Origin of the sequence: Neobacillus sedimentimangrovi (genome assembly GCF_010614825.1) — a bacterium.
Lineage (GTDB): Bacteria > Bacillota > Bacilli > Bacillales > Cytobacillaceae > Neobacillus > Neobacillus thermocopriae.
Window position 1 is genome coordinate 1 of record NZ_JAAFZF010000037.1, and the last position, 22,062, is coordinate 22,062.

Consider the following 22,062-nt stretch of genomic DNA (forward strand, 5'->3'; position numbering starts at 1 on the left):
TGAATGGAAAGCTTATGAATGGGGGAACAGTCGTAAAGGTTATTGGCGAATCTCAAAAAGTCCCATATTACACAGAACCCTTGGAAACTCCTATTGGAGTAACCAAGGGCTTAAAAGTCTACAGAAACGTTATGAATTCTTGCGTCATTTATCTTGATTGAACCGCCGTATACGGAACCGTACGTACGGTGGTGTGAGAGGACGGGGGTTAATCACCCCCTCCTACTCGATTATAAGATGAGAAAATGTCTAGCGTCTAGTGTATAAGTTTAGCGGCGAATTGCCTTCAGAACGGCGAAAAGGATTCGCAAGCACAAAGTGGACCTTTTAGGAGAGAGCGTATTCTACTTATTATTTTCTGAATTTTTTGAATAAAAATAGTTATTTCTGTTATAATGAATGATAAATCGAAGTTGGATAAGGAAGGTACTTAATGTTGAAAAAGGTGCCACTTTTACTCACTTTAACAGGTATGATTGTAATTGGATTGGGTCTTTGGCAATTAATTGATAGTAAGATTAAGACAAATACTTCTCTTAAAGAAGCAAAAAAAATAGTTATAGGTCAAACAGAAAAGCAAGTTATGATAAAACGTCCATCCAAAAATATGGTAGGAGAAGTGCCAAAAATGGGCGATACGATTGGTTTATTAGTTATTCCTAGAATTCAAGCAGAATTAGCTATTATTGAAGGAACAGATCCAGATGAATTAGAAAAAGGGGTGGGACACTTCAAAGGCTCTTTTTTTCCTGGTGAAAATGGACAGATTGTTTTATCAGGGCACCGAGATACTGTGTTTAGACGTTTAGGTGAACTGAAGGTGGGAGATTTACTTAACATGCAAATGTCAAACGGAACCTTTCAGTACGAAATCACCAATATGAAAATTGTAGATGAGGACGACAGAAGTATCATCACCCTGCAAAATGAGAAAGAAGAACTAATTCTGACCACGTGTTACCCATTTCATTATATAGGAAATGCTCCACAAAGATATATCATTTATGCTAAACTCAAAAATCCATTAAATTGAGGCCATTTTATTAGACTATAAGGTTTGTTTACTACTACGAGAACTGTCTAGCTCCAGCCCCCTAGCGTCTAGTGTCTTTCGTTCTCCGCCCTACGATAAGTCAACATCGAATCGCCACTGTCTCTTCGTGTTTCCTATATCTCAGTCGGAGTCCACCACAAGGAAGACTACGGCAGCATAAACATCGCACGACCGAAAGCGATAGCTTTTGGGAGGAAGCCATACGCCGCTGGACAGGGGGCTTACGCTTTTCTAAATTCCTTTAAGTAAAAATGTCACTCCCTGTGTATTGTTTACATATGATATGGTGACTAAATATATACCCACCCCCGGTGCATAACTGGCGAAGGCAAGGAGGGTCACAATACTTGAAGGAGAATGAATATACTCACAAGCCGTTACTCACCAAACGAGAGAGAGAAGTATTCGAACTGTTACTACAAGACAAAACAACAAAAGAGATCGCTAGTGAATTATTTATCAGCGAAAAAACAGTTCGGAATCATATTTCCAATGCCATGCAAAAGCTAGGCGTTAAGGGGCGTTCACAAGCAGTTGTAGAACTCCTTCGAATGGGAGAGCTAGAACTTTAAAACGAACCGGCATCCGCTAATGGAGGCCGGTTCATACTTTTGTACAATACAGGAATGGAAATAATTTTATACACCCACCATGGACATGGGTCTGTTTCAGCTTGAATTTTTAATGAAAAAAGTAGAAAATAAGGACAAGCAGGGAAGTTTCATAGAAAGGTAATCTTAAGAGGAGAAGCAGATTATTAGGAGTGTAGATTCAGTGAAACTCGAAAATACTAGCAAAGTAACAGGAGATATTGTTGCAAATATTGAAAAGGATTTACGGTATATATCAGGAATAATTAAGCAAAAGGGCAGGGAAATATTGAGTAATTATAAGATTACTCCTCCCCAATTTGTGGCCCTTCAATGGCTTTTTGAAGAAGGAGACATGACAATCGGCGAGCTTTCTAATAAAATGTTTTTGGCATGCAGTACGACAACCGATCTGGTCGATCGCATGGAGAAAAATTTATTAGTGGAACGCGTAAAAGACTCAAAAGATCGTCGTGTTGTTAGAATTCACCTTCTTGAAGAGGGAAAAAGAATTATTGATGAAGTAATAAAAAAACGGCAGGCCTACTTGGAGGAAGTATTAAAAAACTTCTCAGCAGAAGAAATACAACTCCTTCAAAACAACTTAATGAAACTGCATCAAGAAATGCGCTAATTTATGCGCAAAAGGAAGTTTAGAAATGTTGACTACCAAAAATGAGACAAGAAGTTTGAAACAAGCAATTGGAATTATTGATTCCGGAGTGGGTGGCTTAACCGTTGCAAAAGAAGTAATGCGACAGCTCCCAAATGAGAAAATTATATATCTTGGGGATACGGCACGCTGTCCTTATGGGCCTAGAACGCCTAAAGAAGTGAAAAGATTTACGTGGGAAATGACCAACTTTTTACTAGAAAAGAATATTAAGATGCTTGTCATAGCATGTAATACAGCAACTGCTGCAGCATTGGATGAAATCCGGAGAGAACTCTCCATTCCCGTACTCGGTGTTATTAATCCTGGCGCTCGTGCCGCGATTAAACGGACAAAAAACTATCGAGTTGGAGTGATTGGAACGGTAGGTACCGTAAAAAGCGGTGCTTATGAAATAGCTTTAAAATCACTTAATAGTCGCCTGTATGTAACAAGCCATGCATGTCCAAAATTTGTTCCTCTTGTGGAAAGTGGTGAATATGAAGGACCAATTGCCGAAAAAATTGTAGAAGAGGCTTTAAAACCGCTTTTAAATCAAAATTTGGACACCTTAATCTTGGGATGTACGCATTATCCATTATTGGGGCCATTGGTTCAAAAGGTTATGGGCGAAAAGGTAAATGTCATCAGTTCAGGGGATGAAACAGCAAGGGAAATAAGTACCATTCTCCAATATCAAGGGATGCTCGACACGGACGAGGAAGATGTCCAGCATGAATTTTATACTACCGGCTCCAAATGGATTTTTACAAAAATCGCTTCTCAATGGCTTGGAACATCCATTGATAATGTGAAAAAAATTAAATTAAGTAAAAAGCATATCAATTAGCACACTAATTGGTATGCTTTTTTTGTTAGTAATAATCCTTAATAATAACTTGACTATGATTATTATCATTTTGCGAACTCATATTAGTAATTAGTGTTAGCTAACGTGTGGTGGAGATTTCTTGGACGATTCGTAAAGAAATGTCTAGAACGCAAATGAATAACTTAAGTAGATTATTGATTTTTCATAGAAGAAAAAGTTTAAAATATTGTCCCAATTTTTCCTGCTAAGACGGTCTAATTTTTTTTTAGGCTCGTATACATGATAGTACAAACTGTCTTTGGGGGGAAAATTATGTTCACAAATAAAGCAAAAATTCTCAGTTTGACTGTCCTTAGTTCATCGCTTTTATTGGCTGGGTGCGGATTATTTGGAACGGAGAAAATACAAAAAATTGATCCACCAAAATCGGTGTCGGTTGAAGAAAATGCAGCGGATAAAGACACATCCGCCAAACAGAAAAAGGAAGAAAACAGCATAATGACAGAGCTTTACCTCATTGATAAAAACGGTTATGTAGTACCCCAAACTTTTAATCTTCCAAAAACAAAATCCGTTGCTAAACAAGCTCTAGAGTATTTAGTGGTTAATGGACCGGTAGAAGAAATGCTTCCGAATGACTTTAGAGCGGTAATACCCGAAGGAACCGAACTTTCTGTAGATATTGATAAAGATAACGGGGTTGCCACAGTTAATTTTTCTAATGAATTTAAAAACTATCAGCCTGAAGATGAAATGAAAATCCTTCAATCAGTGACTTGGACATTAACTCAATTTGACGGAGTAGAAAAAGTTAAGCTAAAAATGAATGGTCATGATTTAACGGAAATGCCTGTAAATGGTACACCGATCAGCGAAAATTTATCGAGGGAATCCGGTATAAATTTTGATACAGAGGATGTAGTGGATATTTCAAATACAAAACCGCTGACTGTTTATTATATCGGTGGTGAAGAAGGTTCCTATTATTATGTACCAGTCACACGCAGGGTAAATCTCAATGAAAAGGATCCAATAGTGGCGGCAGTTAATGAATTAATCAATGGCCCTAGCGACAATTCCAACTTGGTAACTGGGTTTATGCCAGATGCGAAGTTGCTTGAAGCACCGAAATATAAGGATGGCACGGTTACGTTAAACTTTAATAAAAATATATATGGAAGCTCTGAAGAAAATGTTATTTCCCAGAATGTATTAGAATCCCTTGTATTGAGTCTTACTGAACAGGAAGGCATAGAAAAAGTGGCAATCCAAGTAGATGGTAAAGCAGAATTAAAAAATGATCAGGGTAAAAAACTGACTGAGCCTGTTACCCGTCCAGAAAAAGTCAATACAGGTAGTTTTTAAAAATTGATTTCTGATATACTATATAATGAAAAGGGAAGGGGTTGGCTTCAATGCCACCTCTTTCTTATTGGTACTTAAGCAAATGTAATAACAGGGGGACCCCTGCAACTACATTAGAGGAGGAAGGCATTGTGCGTGTTGATGGCAGGAAACCATTACAACTAAGACCTATACATATGGAAACAAATTATTTAATCCATCCGGAAGGTTCGGTGTTAATATCTGTTGGCAATACAAAAGTGATTTGTACTGCTAGCATTGAAGATAGAGTCCCGCCATTTATGCGAGGAGAAGGAAAAGGTTGGATCACGGCGGAATATTCCATGCTGCCAAGGGCGACCGAAACAAGAAACATAAGGGAATCTTCGAAAGGGAAAGTCTCCGGTCGAACCATGGAGATTCAGCGTTTAATTGGACGTGCTTTAAGAGCGGTAGTTGACCTTGAAGCTCTAGGGGAGCGGACTGTCTGGATTGATTGTGATGTCATTCAAGCGGATGGAGGAACACGAACAGCTTCCATAACTGGGGCGTTTGTGGCAATGACGCTAGCCCTCAATGGCCTAGTGGAGAAAAAAGCGTTAACCAAATTTCCGATCACAGATTATTTAGCGGCAACAAGTGTCGGTATATTAGAGGATGGACAAACAGTCCTTGATTTAAATTATGCAGAAGATTCAACAGCTGCTGTAGATATGAATGTGGTGATGACAGGGAGCGGAGAATTTGTTGAATTGCAAGGAACAGGTGAGGAAGCCACTTTCTCCTATGACCAGTTGCAAGGGTTACTGAATGCTGCACAGGAGGGCTTGATGGAGCTATTTGAGAAGCAAAAAGAAGCCCTCGGTGATGAGATCGTCAAGAAAATTGAATCGAGCAGGAATAATACCTGATAAAGAGGAGATTGACTATGAAAGAGGTTATTATTGCAACGAAAAATCCTGGAAAAGCGAAGGAATTTGAGAAAATTTTTGCTTCTCGTGGAGTGGCTGTTCGGACATTACTCGATTTTCCAGAGCTCCAGGAAGTCGAGGAGACAGGTACAACTTTTGAAGAAAATGCGGTATTAAAGGCTGAGACAATATCAAAGGCCCTTAACAAAATGGTTATTGGCGATGATTCTGGTTTAATTGTTGATGCCCTTGGCGGCAAACCAGGAATCTACTCTGCTCGTTATGCAGGAGAACCAAAAAACGATCAAAAAAATATAGAAAAAGTATTATCTGAACTTAAAGGCGTGGAGGAAGAATCCAGAACCGCTAGATTCTACTGTGCATTAGCTGTTGCGATCCCTGGCCAGGAAACATATACGGTGTCAGGGACCTGTGAAGGACGCATTCTAGAAGAACCGCGCGGCTCGAATGGGTTTGGCTATGACCCGATTTTTTATGTCCCTGAAAAAGGGGTCTCCATGGCCGAGTTATCTTCGAATGAAAAAAATCAAATTAGTCACCGAGCTAATGCTTTGAAAAAGCTGGATTCGGAACTAGATTCGATTTTGGAAAGAGCTGAACGCTCATGAGTAAGGTGCTAGTGGTCAGCGATAGTCATGGCTTAACAAAAGAGCTTGAAACGATTAGAGAGCGACATTTATCCGATGTGGATCTTATGATTCATTGTGGAGATTCTCAACTTGATCCAGACCATCCGGCATTAACCGGTTATTTTACTGTGGGGGGCAACTGTGACTTTGGCGGTTTCCCCCAGGAGCTGGTTTCAGATTTTGCCGGAAAAAAATTTTTTATCACGCATGGACACCGCTATTCAGTGAAAACGTCGTTAATGAACCTAAAATATAAGGCAGAGGAAGTAGGCGCAGAAATAGTTTGTTTCGGCCATTCACATGTACTAGGTGCAGAGGTGGTCGGAGGGACATTGTTTTTAAATCCAGGTAGCATACGCCTGCCTCGGGAACGTTTCGAAAAAACTTATGTTATCCTTGATTTAAATGGTGAAAAGGTAGAAATGTCTGTATTTGATATTGATGGATGTAAGATTCCAAAATTGTCTCACCAATTTGTATTAGGTAAGGATTCATAAGGACTTGCTTTCAACAAATTTGTAGGAACCGGCATTCATGAAATATGAGGACAATATTTGGAGTATGTCCTCATAGCCGGTTTAAGTGACAAAACAAGCAGGTCAGAAGTGATAACAGTCATTAAAAATGATTCAAAAAAAATCTAAAAAACTTGTTGACAATTATATATAAGGATAATATAATTAATCTTGTCTTCGATAACAACTAACAAATGTCCCAGTAGCTCAGCTGGATAGAGCATGCGCCTTCTAAGCGTACGGTCGGGGGTTCGAATCCCTCCTGGGACGCCATCCTACATACTAAAATACCGAATGATATCAACCTTTTAACCATTACATGTATGGTTTAAGAGGTTGTTTTTTTATGCCAAAGCAAAAAGCGGTTTAATTGGTCAATTTAATTCAAATGACTTTATTTTAAATCTACCCCTTCCTATCGGCTCGGCGCAATAATGCGTGGAGTCTTTTCTTTTACCATAAAATTGCCGCTGAATTAGTGCAATTTTATTGTGTTACAACGATATCGTTCAAGAGTTCGGTCACTGATTAATAGTGTTGATGATTTTAACCGCTAAACTAACATCAAGTTTATTTACGGTCGGAGTTCGAATCCCTCCTGGGACGCAACAGTTTTACAATCTCAAGCCTTGATATGACAGGGTTTTGGGAAGATAAGGGATGCTAACACAGATTAGAACACTTTGGGAGCATCTCTATTTTTATCCCTACAATATCCCTGCAATTTTGAAGGGGATATGCAAAGAGCTTATTAAATAAAGGAGCTAATCTTGCATTAATATTTAAAGCTCTTGGACATTCTAATTTAGCAGTTACTACTCAGTATCTTGATATTTAGATGTTGAGGAGGTAGCTGATAACCTAAGAGAATATTTATAAAACCTTTACTTCGGCTGAATTAAAGGCAGGGTATTTTATTTTTTGAATAACTTAGCAGTTTATAATTTTTACAATAAAGGACAGAGCTTATAGCCCTGCCCTTTTCTTTATTACTTAGTCAACTAAAGGATTGTTGGTTCACTATTTTATAACTCCCAATTAAACCATCTACCATGCCCATCAGTATCTCCAATAGTTAGATTATACTCTGTCCCATTAATAAAGAAATCAAGATGGAGTTTTCTATCCCACATATTATTGTATAGGTGAAAAACCTCCCTTGTATCCCCAATTTGCTTAACTTGTTCTAGAAGTTTAATTTTTAATTCTTTTGGAATTTGGTTTGCTACATGAGTATGAAAAATACATAATGCAGTATCTTTTGGCATTTGTTTTGCAACATTAGTTAGTAAAGCTACTCCATCTCCCTCCAGGAGTTTTGGAGGGTTTTCATTAAAATGGTTAGCTGCATTTTCAAAGAGCTCAAATCTTTCTTTATGCTCAGGCCAAATTAGTGACTGTAACCACAATTTATCTTCAGGATTACCTAAATTACTTACATGTAAATCTAAACCAATTTTTGATGCTACTGGAGGACTTTCTTTTAGTAATGAGGGAATGTTATCCCCTTTTATTTCTGTACTTATATGAACTTTTGATACTAGATTTCCATATACCTCGTTTGTTCCATAAGAATACCTATATTTATCCCATAAAAGTAATAAACCTGCACTTGTTCCAATTTCTATTATTGATAAAGGTTTTTTCACTTTGTCATAAATATAACAAAAGGCTGGATAAAGGTAAGCACATCTCCTGACCTCATTTGTTTGCACTAACTTACTTTTAAGGATAGAAATGATCTCATCTCTATATACCTGACAAAAACTTTTGAAATGTACAAATACATCTTCTTTTTCTCTTGGGAATTGGACAATACTTGGATAGTATTCTTTTAACCCATGTTCCTTCCCTTTAAATAATAGGAAATGGACAGCACCTAAAAGAAGGTTTGGGATTGGTTGCCCCTCCCTTGCCAAAGTACATAATTCAAGAATCTCATCATCTTTAGCTATTTTTCTTGATAAATGCTCATATAACTCACTTGAACCTCTACAATCATTAGCAAAGTTTTCAAACCTCTGAGAGATTAAAGTTTTATCCACTAATCACACCTCATACTTTTTGGAATTTTATATAAATTCTACCAATATTGGAGGTAAATTCATGAGCAATAAGCCTGATTTAAAATCAAAGTTAAAAAGCAGTGGTTTATATAAGGAAATGAAAAATCTTACGAAAGAGCTAGGATTATATTTTTGCTGTGAGGAGTTTAGGGAATACCTCATTAACTTTGGGAAATCTTATCTGTTAGAGTAGCTGTCTAATGGAGAGTGGGGATGAACAGAATAAAATCCTTGATAACTACTTATCACTGAATTATTCTGTTATCTAGGCAATAGAACTTTGTTAGGGATTTGTTCTAATCCCCACTTTTTATAAACTGGAAAACTTAATCTGTGTTAGTTCCTTTTAATACCTTGATATGACTAGGTTTTGACTGATTAGGAACTGTAAATGTCCCAGTAGCTCAGCTGGATAGAGCATGCGCCTTTAAGCGTACGGTCGGGGGTTCGAATCTCTCCTAGGACGCCATCCTACATACTAAAAAACCGAATGATATCAACCTTTTAACCCATTAAATGTATGGTATAAGAGGTTGTTTTTTTATGCCAAAGAAAAAAATGGTCCATTCGATCATTATTGTTAATACGAAAAACGGCTATAGATGTTTATAATAAAACTCCTCCTTCCTATCGGCCCGCGCAATAATGCGTGGAGCCTTTTTTCTGTTAGGAATCTATAAAGAGATTACTTTAATATTACGGGGAAAATAGTAAAAGAGGTAAATAAATATGTATTAGTTTCTTTTAATTAAAGATATGATTAATAAAACAGAGACAGTTTTAAAATAGCATTAGTATTAATATTAGATTGGAGGTATTTAAAGCTTTGGAAAATATTATAGAATGTCCTGGATGTGGGCTAAACTTAAATCATCATCAGATTCCATTAAATATGAATTATAATGCATCGGGTGAATGTTATCAAAAATTCAGTAAATTAAGTAGTTATACAATCGGTAAACAGGATATTGATTTTATACTTCAACATGCCATTGATACATACTCAGCTCAACATTCAGGCAATGGTATGAAACCAATTACCACTGCCTTTTCGTTAATTGGGTTATATTATGCTCTTGAAAAAGGGTTTAATGGGAGACAAGTACAGCGTGTACATACGCTCCTTAGTCGTAAAAAATTTAATTGGAAGCAATTACAACCTCCCGATCATTCAGCCTATTATTTAACTGTGATGGATGTTTTGAACGAACAACCAGGGGAAAGTCGTGACGAAATGATTCAGAAATGGATGTTGGATGTGTGGAAATGTTGGAAGCATCAACATAGTTGGGTAAGGGAAATTTGTGACATTCTATTAAAGTGATATTTTTCAACAATATCATCCTACAAGCAATTTAAAAAGTTATCTTTATATGAAAGAAGCGATCATTCATGAAGAATGATCGCCTATTCCTGTTGGAGTATTAGCATATTAACTTCCTTCCATTCTTATAGCACGTGAATAGAAGGGAGATCATTTGAGCTTAAGCATGATTAATTTGTTACTTCAGGTTTATTACTTCTTTTTTCTTTTGCCGGATATCCTATAAGGATAGCGCAGATACCGCAAATTCCAATGAGGATTGGATAATAAGCGTATTGCAAGATACTGACTGGTGATATTTTAGCTATGCTTGCTGCTGCGAGAAATTGGGCTCCATATGGTAGTAAGCCTTGAATTGTACAAGAGAAAATATCTAATATACTTGCTGATTTTCGCGGTTCAATTCCATATTGTTCAGCAATATTTTTGGCAAGCGGACCAGCTATTAAAATGGAAATCGTATTATTGGCTGTCGATAAATTCGTTAGACCAACAAGACCTGCAATACTAAATTCAGCGCCCTTTTTCGACTTAATCCTTCGTGTCGCAAGTTGAAGAAGAAAGTCAATTCCACCGTTAAATTTAATAATCTCCACCATTCCAGCTATTAATATCGCAAGGAAGGCCATTTCATACATTCCTGACATACCTTCGCTAATCTTGCCAAAGAGGCTCATTACATGATAGCTACCATCTGTTAAGCCAATAGCCCCAGCGAGAATAATACCTGATGCCAGAACTAAGAAAACATTCATTCCAGCTAACGCAAAAATAATAACTAAAACATAGGGGACAATACTTATCCAATTATATTTTAAATGTTCTACTTGAGTCGTTTCACCCAATGTGATAGCTCCAAAAATAATGCAAGTTACAATAGCTGCCGGCAATACGATCCAAAAATTCACCTTAAATTTATCTTTCATTTCTGCGCCTTGTGAACGAACAGCAGTAATTGTAGTATCAGAAATAAAAGATAAATTATCACCAAACATGGATCCCCCAACAATAGCACCCATTACTAAAGCCATGGAAAAATCGGTTTGTTCGCTTATCCCAACCCCTATTGGCGCTAGTGCTACAATCGTTCCCATCGATGTTCCCATTGAAAGGGAGATAAAACAAGCAATGATGAACAAGCCGACAATTAGCAGGTTTTGCGGAACGAATGATAAAGCAAGGTTAACAGCGGAGTCCACTGCTCCCATGCCTTTAGCTACTTCCGAAAATGCCCCAGCCAAGAGAAAAATGACAACCATCAGCATGACATTCGAATTTCCTGCCCCACGGCAAAAAATATCAACCTTTTGCGTAAAAGGTTCTTTTGGATTCATTGCCAATGCCACAGCGCTCGAGATGGTAATGGCTACAATAACAGGAAAGGCGTAAAAATCACCTGTAATAACCCCTGAACCAATAAATAAAATCAAAAACACTACAAATGGGATTAACGCCCATGGATTTCCTTTTTTCATACTTCTACCTCCGAAAATTAAAATGGGCCACATTTTGATTCATTATTGCCTGAAATAAGCCTTCTAAAGATTTAACAAAAAGAGGCCTTATATCTTTAAAACTTTCCACTAATTTATCAAATCCTACTTTGTGGATTTGGAACAGCCCGACTTTTTCACTCGTGTTCCGCGATCGAGATATCAATGGGTCTGTCCCTCTCTCTCTCTTGAAAAGTAGAAAAAATTCTATTTTTTTGTCACAATAAATAATAGATTACATGATTTTTATTCCTATATCAATAAAGTATTTATGGATATTTATAGTATTGGATTGAATGTTTTATCTTAGTCCACTTATCACCCAATCAATCCTTTTTGCATTTCTATTTCAATTAAAAAGGACCTGTATAAGCACATAGGTAAACGTACTCAATAACTGAGTATGTTACACTAGTCTTATACAGGCCTATTTGGCTGATGATCGACGATTAAAAACCATTCTAAAATACATGGTCAGCATCGTTAGCTTAGGTTTACATACGCGAACAACTTGTTTAACTATATTAGTCTTTTTTCGATGGTGCAAAGCCTTTAAGGAACATTTCTGTCCATTCCATTGTATATGGTGCGATTTTTTCATATATTTGTGGATTGGACATTCCTTCAACAATTGTCCTGAAATAGAGCATTAAAAATTCATCGGAATATTTTAAATCTACTTTTCCTTCTTTTTTCCCCCGATGAAATAAATCCAATAGAATGCTTTGATTTTCTTCTGAAAGTTTTTTTGCCATTAATGAAAGTCCGTCATCTTCTTTTTCTGTAATATAATGCATCATATCTATATAAAACGAATGACTTATTTCGTTTAATTTTATTATTTTATTTTGACTTAGTTCAATAATGGTTTCTTCAAAAGGTTTGTTTTTTGCCAAAATTGCTTTTCCCGATGCAATCATATCCTCAAAAAAACTTTTATAGACTTCGCGAATCAAGTTATCTTTACTGCCGAAATATTTAAAGATGGTCGTTTTTGCAACATTAGCATGTTTGGCAATTTCCTCCGTTGTTACGTTTTTGCTATTCCCTTTCAAATTTATCAATTGAAAAGTCGATTTTAAAATTTGTTTTTTCTTTTCTTCTGTTCTTTTTTCATACCCATCCAAGTGTACTCACTACCTTCAAAATGAAATTCCAAGAATTTATCGTTTATTTATTATTATATATAAACTATTGCATACTATCAAAGTAAGGAAAGTTTAAATCTCTAATTGACAGTCTAGGTAATATTTTATATTATGAACTAAAATTTAAATTTAAGTTCATAATATTGTTCATAATCCTTTAAAAATGTACTAATTATTTATTGCTAGTATTTTTGTTTGTTGGTTTTGTAGATATTGAACTATATATGTAAATTTATTTCCTTATTAAGGAGTGTATGGTGGATGGAAAAAGTAATCCAATTAAGTGGTTTGCAAAAAAAGTTTGGTAAATTCCAGGCGCTTAGTGATGTAACATTTTCAGTAAATGCCGGTGAAGTGGTTGGTTTTATTGGTCCAAATGGTGCCGGTAAATCTACAACATTACGTATTTTATTGGGAATCATTAAACGAGATACCGGCCAGGCAGAAATTTTCGGTAAAGATGTTTGGAAAGAAAGTTTTGAAATTCATAAGCGAATTTCATATGTTCCTGGGGATGTCTCTCTTTGGGGAAATCTTACAGGCGGAGAGATTATTGATTTGTTTTTAAAGCTACACGGTAGTGGAAATAAACATAAGCGTGATCAATTAATTAAGCGTTTTGAGTTGGATCCTAAGAAAAAAGCAAAAACATATTCTAAAGGTAATCGCCAAAAGGTTGCATTGGTTGCAGCCTTATCTGCAGATTCTGATTTATACATTTTTGATGAACCTACATCTGGATTAGATCCCTTGATGGAAGCAGTATTTCAAGAAGAAGTAGAAAAACTTAAAAATGAAGGAAAAGCTATATTATTATCTTCCCATATTTTAAGTGAAGTAGAACGTCTGGCTGATAAGGTCGTCATCATTCGTCAGGGGAAAGTGGTGGAAACAGGGACACTCGATGAATTGCGTCATTTAACACGTACAATTGTTACATTGGAGACTGAAGGAGATATAGCTCAATTGAAAAATGTAGTGGGTGTATATGATTTCCAACATAAGGATAATCAAGCAACCTTCTCTGCAGATACCCAATACTTAAATGATATATTACTAGCTGCAACGAAATTAGGTGTTAAAAAATTTGAAGCTGTTCCACCTACTTTAGAAGATTTGTTTATGCGTCACTATGAAAATTAGGTGTAAAAGGAGGAAGAGATCGTGAAGGAAAAATTTGCCCGATGGGAAATCCTCTTCACCCAATATTTAAAACGTGATTGGAAGAAAATGATCATTTGGATTTTAGGGATTGGCTTATTTTCAGCCGGATTTGTTCCTGCATTTGAAGAAATAGCAGAAGGTCAGGGGTTAATGGGGTTATATGAAACATTAAAAAACCCTGCAATGATTGCTATTGTAGGTCCAACCCCAATCGATGTTGCAACGGACTATACGTTAGGAGCCATGTATGCACATGAAATGTTACTATTTTGTGGATTAATTGCTATGGTCATGTCCGTTTTCCATGTAATTAGTCATACTCGGAAAGAAGAGGATCTTGGTTTGACTGAACTTGTTCGCTCTTTTCATATCGGTCGCCAAGCAAACTCACTGGCAACAATGATGGAAACGATTCTGATTAATATTTTCCTTGCCCTTTTTATTAGTGGAGTATTAGTAAGTTTTGGTGCAGAAACAATTTCTGTTGAAGGTTCCTTATTATTTGGAGCAACGGTAGGATTTGCAGGAATAATTGGGGCTGGAATGGCACTAGTCTTTGCACAAATTATGCCAACTTCTTCAAGTTCGACAGGTTCAACCCTTGGTTTGATAGGATTTCTCTTTATCGTTCGTGCAGGAACAGATATTTCTAATGTCGATTTATCGATGTATAATCCGCTCGGTTGGACCTATTTAACCTATCCATTTACGAACAATGACTGGCTTCCACTTATTTTTGCACTTATTTTCATGATAATTGTTACAATGATAGCTTTCTCGCTTGAAGGATCTCGAGATATGGGAGCAGGTTACTTTCCAGAGAGAAAAGGTAGAGAGTATGCCAAAAAATCATTGTTATCTGTTCGGGGCTTATTTTTTAAGATTAATAAGGGAATATTTATTGGATGGGTGATTACATTTATTTTCATAGGATCTTCCTATGGTGCAATATATGGTGATATGCAAGCGTTTATTGAAAGTAATGAAATAATGAAACAAATGTTTTCTCATTCAGGGATTTCTATTGAAGAGTCTTTTACTGGTACGATTATGATGGTTATGATCGTTTTAGTTTCTATTTTACCAATTCTTAACGTTAATAAACTTTTTACTGAAGAAAGACGGCTGCGCTTAAGTCAGTTATTTTCTACAAAGGTTACTCGTAAACAACTTTATTGGAATTGTATTGGTCTAGCGATTTTTGCTAGTATAATAGGAATTTTATTAGCCGCAGGTAGTCTAGGCGGTACAGCTATTTCTGTGATGGAATCCGAATCGACAATGGATTTCGTTGATTTTCTTGCTGCTGGTTTTAATTACTTACCATCTGTATTATTTATGATTGGTTTAGCCACACTAACTCTTGGGTGGATACCGAAATTTGGTAAAGTAGTATATTTTTATCTTGGGTATTGTTTCTCAGTAAACTACTTCGGCGCCATATTAGATATACCTGAATGGGTTTCAAAAATTGCTATTCTAAGTTGGCTTCCACAATTACCTATCGAAGAGTTTGAAGCTCTAACTTTCATTACCATATCTGTGATAAGCATTGTATTAATGGCATTTGGATATCTTGGATACATTAAACGAGATATGATGGAAGGAACTTAATTTTGCACTATTTATCGATTTTGTTTCCCTGATTATCATTTTTGTCATAATGAAGGTGGGCAATGATGGCCCACTTTTTTTATTTATCGAGTAAATTAAATTTTAAAGCACATTCTCTTTTTGTTTGACCATAATAATTTAGAAGTTGGTTATCGAACGCGTTTTATGGGTGGTATTTCGTAAGTGCTATTTAATATTTTTGCTGCGGGTTGGTACAGCATTAACAACAAATTGAAATCTCCTTCTGGTGCAGGAAGCCAGTTCGATTCATGATTGATAGGTCGCTCTTTTTGAATATAGTTTTGAAAAAGAACTTTGATCATCTTAAATAATACTTAGAATAAATTTTGCACATATTTCCAACGAGACACTCTTAAAATATTGAAAAATCAGAGTTACTATCTAGGTGTTTTCTAGTAGAAGTCATACTATATAACAAAATATCACTTACCTTAGTTGGTAAGTTTTTTTTTATGCCTTTTTTGTGATAAACTATTTTTAAATACTAATTTAATGCCAAATCAGAGGAAGATAAGATGAGAAAAAGGAAGCGTATTAAAAGAAAAAACAATGTCCTCTTCTTTCCCGGAGCTGAAAAAAAATTAATCGACAAAGGGATGGAAAACCTACAAAATAAGAATTATAGCGAAGCGATCCGCTATTTGGAGGAAGCCAATGTCCTAGATCCGAATAATGAACAAGTTTTGTTTGGACTTGTTTTCTCCTATATTGAAGCAGGTTCTTTTGAAAAGGCAAAGGCTCTTACAACAGAGATGCTGCAAAAAGGGATTGGCGACTATATTTATATGGTAGAATTGTATTTAACCATTTTAGTACATCTACATGAATACGAGGAAATCATCACGACAATTGAAGCCCTGTATGAAGAAAATGCCATTCCGTTTGAGAGATATGATCACTTCAAAACCATGTTGCATTATAGCAGGAAGATGGCCGAAAATCATATCGAGTCAGAGAATACTAAACCAGTTGTAGAAAAAATGGAGCTGGAAATGACAGAACTCGATTTACATAAGCTCTCACAAAAAAATTTAAACGAACAAATGGCCATTGTTACAAATATAACTAATAAAAATATCCGTCCCTATCTTAATGAAATAGAAGCATATTTAGCAGATGATAACGGGCATCCATTTATCAAAACCATCCTATTAAGCCTCCTTAAAGAGCAAGAAGTAGATCGCAAAATAATAGTAAGGAAGTTTAATATGGAAATAGAGGTCATCCCTCATGAGCTCCCGGGGGTGAAAGAACAGCCGCAAATGCTGGGGATAAAATCTTTATCGGAAAGCTACTTGGAAAATGAAAACCCTACGCTTCTTATGAATATCACCGAAATGTTAGAGCGAATTTTCTATATGAGCTATCCTTTTGAACTACATCCAACACCTCCGCATATATGGGCGGCAGCTTTACATTACATAGTCCAGCAATATCTTGGATTGGAGCCAATGATTGGAAAAATTGTGGACCGATATTTGGCAGCGCCTGATGAAATTGCCCAGGTAATCGAGCAAATAGAAGAAATTGAGAAAATTTCCTATCCGAATCTATAGGATAGGCTGTTGAAAGAATTCAATCCTATGGTATAATGTAGGGGTTGCATTGTGTAGAAAATTTATTAACATTGGAAGAAATGGAATTGGCTTAGTGGACAAGACATATTCCGAATTTCAAGATTCGTTGTTAATGAATGCGAATAGATGTTGGAGGGAAAAAGAATGACTGCAAAATGGGAAAAATTAGAAGGTAACCGCGGTGTCCTTACAATTGAAGTACCCGCTGAAAAGGTTAACCAAGGATTAGACTCTGCATTCAAAAAAGTTGTAAAACAAATTAATGTTCCTGGCTTCCGTAAAGGAAAAATGCCACGTGCATTGTTTGAAAAGCGCTTTGGTGTAGAAGCACTTTATCAAGATGCGTTAGATTTTATTTTTCCAGAAGCATATATGAATGCAATCAAAGAAACTGGAATCGAGCCAATTGCTCAGCCTGAAAATGTTGATTTTGACATTGAGCAAATGGGTAAAGATAAAGATTTTACATTTAAGGCTACTGTTCAAGTTAAACCAGAAGTAAAATTAGGTGAATACAAAGGCCTTGAGGTTGAAGAACTAGATACAAACGTAACAGATGAAGATGTACAGAAAGAATTAGAAGCACTTCAAAATCGTCACGCTGAGCTTGTAGTAAAAGAAGAAGGTACAGCTGAAAAAGGTGATACAGTTGTTATCGATTTCGAAGGCTTTGTTAATGGGGAAGCTTTCGAAGGTGGTAAAGGAGAGAACTATTCTCTTGAACTTGGTTCAGGCACATTTATTCCTGGTTTCGAAGATCAGTTAATCGGTGTCGCTGCTAGTGAATCAAAAGACGTTGAAGTTACTTTCCCTGAAGAATACCATGCAGCTGAACTAGCTGGTAAGCCAGCTGTATTTAAGGTAACTGTTCATGAAATTAAAAGAAAAGAGCTTCCTGCATTAGATGATGAGTTTGCTAAAGATGTAGATGATGAAGTAGAAACTCTAGATGCTTTAAAAGAAAAAATCAAAACTCGTTTAGAAAATAGCAAGAAGCATGAAGCAGAACATCACTTACGCGATACGTTAGTGGAAAAAGCTGCAGCTAATGCAGAGGTTGAAATTCCTGAAGTTATGGTTGAAAATGAAGTAAACCGTATGCTTCAAGAATTTGAACAACGTCTTCAAATGCAAGGCATGAACTTAGAGCTTTATTACCAATTCTCTGGTCAAGATGAAGCTGCCCTTCGTGAACAAATGAAGGAAGATGCTCGTAAGCGCGTAAAAGTTAACCTTACTCTTGAAGCGATTGCTAAGGCTGAAAATCTTGAAGCAACTGAAGAAGATGTAAATGCTGAGCTTGAAAAAATGGCTGAAATGTATAACATGTCTGTTGACAACATCAAAAAAGCTCTTGGCGGAACAGAAGGCATCAAAGAAGATCTTAAATTTAAGAAAGCAGTAGAATTTCTTGTTGAAAACAAAAAATAATGGTAAATGATACAAAGGCACGATTTGATCGTGCCTTGTTTTATACATTTTTAAAATTACATATTATAATAAGTACAGGGAAACCTTTTTGATAACGGGCAGGAAAATGGGACTGAAAGAGCGAATTTATATATAACAAGTAAAACATAGGCTTATTTTATAGGTAATATGGATAAGCTTATGGGAGTACATAGGTGTTTTTACGAATAATCCAAACAAATTAAAACATATTTTTGAACAAAAGCTTTTTAGTTCCAGTCCGTTTCAGAAATGTGTTACAATGCAAAATACATACCTTTGAGAGTCAATAATAAATGGAATTTTGTATGGATTATTCGGCATTTGAATAAATGACTTAAGTCGTCCAAGGGGTGAAAGGGTTTGTTTAAGTTTAATGATGAAAAGGGCCAGTTAAAATGTTCATTCTGTGGTAAAACACAGGATCAAGTTCGGAAACTGGTTGCCGGACCAGGAGTCTATATATGTGACGAGTGCATTGAGCTTTGCACTGAAATTGTTGAAGAGGAGCTTGGAACGGAAGAAGAAGTAGAATTTAAAGATGTTCCAAAACCGAAGGAAATTTGCGAAATCCTTGATGAATATGTTATTGGTCAAGAAAAAGCAAAAAGAGCGCTATCTGTAGCGGTTTACAATCACTATAAACGAATCAATTCTAGCAGCAAAATTGATGATGTGGAGCTTTCCAAAAGTAATATTTGTATGATTGGACCGACTGGAAGTGGAAAAACCCTTCTAGCTCAAACATTGGCACGTATTTTAAACGTTCCATTTGCGATTGCGGATGCTACATCCCTGACAGAAGCAGGATATGTAGGGGAGGACGTTGAAAATATTTTATTAAAATTGATTCAAGCTGCTGATTATGATGTGGAAAAAGCCGAAAAAGGCATTATTTACATTGATGAAATTGATAAAATTGCCCGTAAATCTGAAAATCCTTCTATTACACGCGACGTTTCCGGTGAAGGTGTTCAGCAGGCATTATTGAAAATTTTGGAGGGAACTGTTGCCAGCGTTCCTCCACAAGGCGGAAGAAAGCACCCGCACCAAGAATTCATTCAAATTGATACAACGAATATCCTATTTATCTGTGGTGGTGCTTTTGACGGAATTGAACCAATTATTAAGCGCCGTTTAGGTCAAAAGGTGATTGGTTTCGGGGCTGATCCAAAACAGCAGGAAATTAGTTCTAAGGAACTTTTATCTAAAGTTCTTCCAGAAGACCTTTTACGCTTTGGACTCATTCCGGAATTCATCGGACGTCTACCAGTTATTGCTAGCCTAGAGCAACTAGATGAAGATGCATTGATCGAAATCTTAACAAAACCGAAAAATGCATTAGTAAAGCAATATCAAAAAATGCTTGAAATTGATAATGTGGAACTGGAATTTGAAGAAGAGGCCCTCAAGGAAATTGCCAAGAAAGCGATTGAGCGGAAAACCGGTGCCCGTGGATTGAGATCCATTATCGAAGGAATTATGCTTGATGTAATGTTCGACTTACCTTCTCGTGATGATATTAAAAAGTGTATCATCACAAAAGAAACAGTATTGAACAATAGTGCTCCAAAGCTGATTCTTAAAGATGGATCCATTGCACAAGAAGAAAAATCCGCATAAGATCTTAGAGAACCTGGCTTTATGTCAGGTTCTTTATGTTTTTCATTCGATTTGGCGTAATTTTTTTGAGTGGTATGTGGTGGAATATAGGGAAGTGGAATTAAATCAAATTGTTTTTATCAAGACAGGGAATTCGATGTTAGTGAAGAAAGAACAAGAATGCTAGTATTCATATAATCTCTGGTTTAAAAAGATTTATGGTTTATTCCATCGACCTGCAGGAAATACTTATTATTATCAAATGAGTATTATGGTGCAGGAGGAAAATATATGAGTTGGACGGGGATTGCTTTATTTATACAATTATTTTTTGGAATCATCATCGGACTGTATTTTTGGAATTTGCTTAGAAACCAGCGGACACAAAAAGTATCAATTGATCGTGAATCCCGCAAGGAAATGGAGCAGCTTCGAAAAATGAGGTCTATTTCGTTAACTGAACCACTATCGGAAAAAGTGCGTCCAACAAGTTTTCAAGATATTGTTGGCCAAGAGGATGGAATTAAGGCTCTAAAAGCAGCTCTTTGTGGTCCGAACCCGCAGCATGTGATCATTTATGGACCGCCGGGAGTTGGAAAAACAGCCGCTGCTCGCCTTGTTTTGGAGGAAGCAAAAAAGAATCCGAAGTCACCTTTCAAACGGGATTCAGTCTTTATTGAATTAGATGCAACCACGGCCCGCTTTGATGAAAGAGGAATTGCTGATCCACTTATCGGCTCTGTCCATGACCCGATTTATCAAGGAGCTGGTGCAATGGGACAAGCAGGGATTCCTCAACCTAAACAAGGAGCAGTAACAAATGCCCACGGCGGCGTCCTTTTCATCGATGAGATTGGTGAATTGCATCCGATACAAATGAATAAACTTCTGAAAGTATTGGAAGATCGTAAAGTTTATTTGGAAAGTGCATACTATCATGAAGAAAACACACAAATCCCAACACATATCCATGATATTTTTAAAAATGGACTTCCTGCTGATTTTCGCTTAATTGGTGCTACAACAAGAACTCCAAACGAAATCCCACCTGCGATTCGATCTCGTTGTATGGAAGTATTCTTTCGGGATTTAACGCAAGAAGAAATTGTCACCGTAGCGAAAAAAGCAGCGGCGAAAGTTAATCTAAAAATTAGTGATACGGGTGTACATACTTTATCTACCTATGCCAGAAATGGTCGTGAAACTGTCAATATGGTGCAAATTGCGGCAGGTTTGGCGATTACTGAAGAACGTGATTACATTAAAGATGAAGACATTGAGTGGGTAATTCACTCTAGTCAGATGACTCCGAGAATGGAACGACGGATAAATGATACCGCACAAGTTGGCCTTGTCAACGGTCTTGCTGTCTATGGTCCAAATTCGGGGGCTCTTTTAGAAATTGAAGTAACGGTCATTCCAGCAAAAGAAAAAGGGACCATTAATATTACTGGGATTGTAGAGGAAGAGAGTATTGGTAGTCAAGAAAAATCAATTCGCAGGAAAAGTATGGCCCGTGGTTCGATTGAAAATGTTATTACAGTTCTTCGATCCATGGGTGTTCCAGCGAATGATTATGATATCCATGTCAATTTTCCTGGCGGAGTGCCCATAGACGGTCCATCCGCTGGTATTGCCATGGCAACTGGGATTTACTCAGCTATTTATAAAATACCTATCAAAAATACGGTTGCCATGACCGGTGAAATCAGTATTCATGGGAATGTCAAACCAATCGGCGGTGTTTATCCGAAAGTGAAGGCAGCGAAAAAAGCCGGAGCAAAAACGGTGATCATTCCAAAAGAGAATATGCAATCGATATTAAAAGAAATAGACGGCATCCGAATTGTTCCGGTCACCCATCTTCGTGAGGTATTTGAAATTGCCTTAGTAAAAGAATCTAAACGAAATCATGCAATCCCTGCCTCTATTGAATTAAGTAAAAAAGAAACGATTTAATGAAAAACTTCGGTTTGTCTTATCAAACAAACCGAAGTTTTTTTCAGGTTTTTCGACCTTGAGAATATCTAGCCCCAATTTCTACTGAATTATTGTG

At 36.6% G+C, this 22,062-nt stretch carries 20 protein-coding genes, 1 tRNA gene and 2 pseudogenes; 19 read left to right on the forward strand and 4 right to left on the reverse strand.

What is annotated here, in order from left to right; translation table 11 throughout:
• From GZA11_RS16755 to GZA11_RS16760, 11 genes and pseudogenes are all read left to right on the forward strand, one after another.
• Positions 1-157 (forward strand): annotated as a pseudogene (locus GZA11_RS16755) (group II intron reverse transcriptase/maturase); the annotation flags it as partial.
• Positions 158-433: 276 nt separating this feature from the next.
• Positions 434-1,033: a class D sortase gene (locus GZA11_RS11965; protein WP_038536582.1), complete on the forward strand. Its 600-nt coding sequence runs from the start codon at positions 434-436 to the stop codon at positions 1,031-1,033.
• A gap of 368 nt (positions 1,034-1,401) precedes the next feature.
• The gene (locus GZA11_RS11970) at positions 1,402-1,626 is read left to right on the forward strand and encodes a helix-turn-helix domain-containing protein (RefSeq protein WP_038536580.1); all 225 of its coding nucleotides are present in this window, start codon (positions 1,402-1,404) and stop codon (positions 1,624-1,626) included.
• 202 nt (positions 1,627-1,828) lie between these two features.
• Entirely contained in the window at positions 1,829-2,278 is a 450-nt protein-coding gene (locus tag GZA11_RS11975; RefSeq protein WP_038536573.1) for a MarR family winged helix-turn-helix transcriptional regulator, read from the forward strand.
• A gap of 55 nt (positions 2,279-2,333) precedes the next feature.
• A complete protein-coding gene (gene racE / locus GZA11_RS11980) occupies positions 2,334-3,146 on the forward strand; it encodes a glutamate racemase (RefSeq protein ID WP_163184000.1) in 813 nt (270 codons plus the stop codon).
• Between the two features lie 294 nt (positions 3,147-3,440).
• Positions 3,441-4,493 carry a GerMN domain-containing protein gene (locus tag GZA11_RS11985; RefSeq protein WP_163183980.1) on the forward strand — a complete coding sequence of 351 codons (1,053 nt, stop codon included), beginning with the start codon at positions 3,441-3,443 and terminating at the stop codon, positions 4,491-4,493.
• Between the two features lie 131 nt (positions 4,494-4,624).
• Complete coding sequence (gene rph / locus GZA11_RS11990) at positions 4,625-5,383, forward strand: ribonuclease PH (RefSeq protein ID WP_163183982.1); 759 nt, start codon at positions 4,625-4,627, stop codon at positions 5,381-5,383.
• A gap of 17 nt (positions 5,384-5,400) precedes the next feature.
• Positions 5,401-6,012, forward strand: coding sequence for an XTP/dITP diphosphatase (locus GZA11_RS11995; protein WP_163183984.1), 612 nt, complete (start codon positions 5,401-5,403; stop codon positions 6,010-6,012).
• Positions 6,009-6,530, forward strand: a complete 522-nt coding sequence (locus GZA11_RS12000; RefSeq protein ID WP_163183986.1) for a metallophosphoesterase family protein — start codon at positions 6,009-6,011, stop codon at positions 6,528-6,530. The genes GZA11_RS11995 and GZA11_RS12000 overlap by 4 nt, the downstream gene beginning before the upstream one ends.
• A 214-nt stretch (positions 6,531-6,744) precedes the next feature.
• Positions 6,745-6,821, forward strand: a tRNA-Arg gene (locus GZA11_RS12005).
• Between the two features lie 457 nt (positions 6,822-7,278).
• Positions 7,279-7,427 (forward strand): annotated as a pseudogene (locus GZA11_RS16760) (tyrosine-type recombinase/integrase); the annotation flags it as partial.
• Positions 7,428-7,573: 146 nt separating this feature from the next.
• On the opposite strand, the gene GZA11_RS12010 reads toward GZA11_RS16760, so the two are convergent.
• Positions 7,574-8,593: a DUF2332 domain-containing protein gene (locus GZA11_RS12010; RefSeq protein ID WP_163183988.1), complete on the reverse strand. Its 1,020-nt coding sequence runs from the start codon at positions 8,591-8,593 to the stop codon at positions 7,574-7,576.
• Positions 8,594-8,654: 61 nt separating this feature from the next.
• Between GZA11_RS12010 and GZA11_RS12015 the strand changes: the two genes are divergently transcribed.
• Entirely contained in the window at positions 8,655-8,807 is a 153-nt protein-coding gene (locus GZA11_RS12015) for a hypothetical protein (RefSeq protein WP_158332798.1), read from the forward strand.
• 633 nt (positions 8,808-9,440) lie between these two features.
• A complete protein-coding gene (locus GZA11_RS12020) occupies positions 9,441-9,938 on the forward strand; it encodes a DUF5946 family protein (protein ID WP_235925014.1) in 498 nt (165 codons plus the stop codon).
• A 170-nt stretch (positions 9,939-10,108) separates the two neighbouring features.
• Here the strand turns inward: GZA11_RS12020 and GZA11_RS12025 are convergent, their stop codons facing one another.
• Both GZA11_RS12025 and GZA11_RS12030 read right to left on the reverse strand, forming a co-directional pair.
• Positions 10,109-11,413 carry a Na+/H+ antiporter NhaC family protein gene (locus GZA11_RS12025; protein WP_038536559.1) on the reverse strand — a complete coding sequence of 435 codons (1,305 nt, stop codon included), beginning with the start codon at positions 11,411-11,413 and terminating at the stop codon, positions 10,109-10,111.
• A 542-nt stretch (positions 11,414-11,955) separates the two neighbouring features.
• Complete coding sequence (locus GZA11_RS12030; RefSeq protein ID WP_163183990.1) at positions 11,956-12,558, reverse strand: TetR/AcrR family transcriptional regulator; 603 nt, start codon at positions 12,556-12,558, stop codon at positions 11,956-11,958.
• A 282-nt stretch (positions 12,559-12,840) separates the two neighbouring features.
• Between GZA11_RS12030 and GZA11_RS12035 the strand changes: the two genes are divergently transcribed.
• Complete coding sequence (locus GZA11_RS12035) at positions 12,841-13,722, forward strand: ABC transporter ATP-binding protein (protein ID WP_038536555.1); 882 nt, start codon at positions 12,841-12,843, stop codon at positions 13,720-13,722.
• 21 nt (positions 13,723-13,743) lie between these two features.
• Positions 13,744-15,357 carry an ABC transporter permease gene (locus GZA11_RS12040; protein ID WP_163183992.1) on the forward strand — a complete coding sequence of 538 codons (1,614 nt, stop codon included), beginning with the start codon at positions 13,744-13,746 and terminating at the stop codon, positions 15,355-15,357.
• Positions 15,358-15,506: 149 nt separating this feature from the next.
• Here GZA11_RS12040 and GZA11_RS17065 read toward each other — a convergent pair whose 3' ends face one another.
• Positions 15,507-15,680: a DUF1214 domain-containing protein gene (locus GZA11_RS17065; protein WP_144242960.1), complete on the reverse strand. Its 174-nt coding sequence runs from the start codon at positions 15,678-15,680 to the stop codon at positions 15,507-15,509.
• A 213-nt stretch (positions 15,681-15,893) separates the two neighbouring features.
• On the opposite strand from GZA11_RS17065, the gene GZA11_RS12050 reads away from it, so the two are divergent.
• From GZA11_RS12050 to lonB, 4 genes are all read left to right on the forward strand, one after another.
• A complete protein-coding gene (locus GZA11_RS12050) occupies positions 15,894-16,934 on the forward strand; it encodes a tetratricopeptide repeat protein (protein ID WP_038536552.1) in 1,041 nt (346 codons plus the stop codon).
• 165 nt (positions 16,935-17,099) lie between these two features.
• Entirely contained in the window at positions 17,100-18,386 is a 1,287-nt protein-coding gene (tig, locus tag GZA11_RS12055) for a trigger factor (protein WP_163183994.1), read from the forward strand.
• A gap of 381 nt (positions 18,387-18,767) precedes the next feature.
• Positions 18,768-20,027, forward strand: a complete 1,260-nt coding sequence (clpX, locus tag GZA11_RS12060) for an ATP-dependent protease ATP-binding subunit ClpX (protein ID WP_038536550.1) — start codon at positions 18,768-18,770, stop codon at positions 20,025-20,027.
• A 270-nt stretch (positions 20,028-20,297) separates the two neighbouring features.
• The gene (gene lonB / locus GZA11_RS12065; RefSeq protein WP_038536549.1) at positions 20,298-21,965 is read left to right on the forward strand and encodes an ATP-dependent protease LonB; all 1,668 of its coding nucleotides are present in this window, start codon (positions 20,298-20,300) and stop codon (positions 21,963-21,965) included.
• The last annotated feature ends 97 nt before the right edge of the window (positions 21,966-22,062 follow it).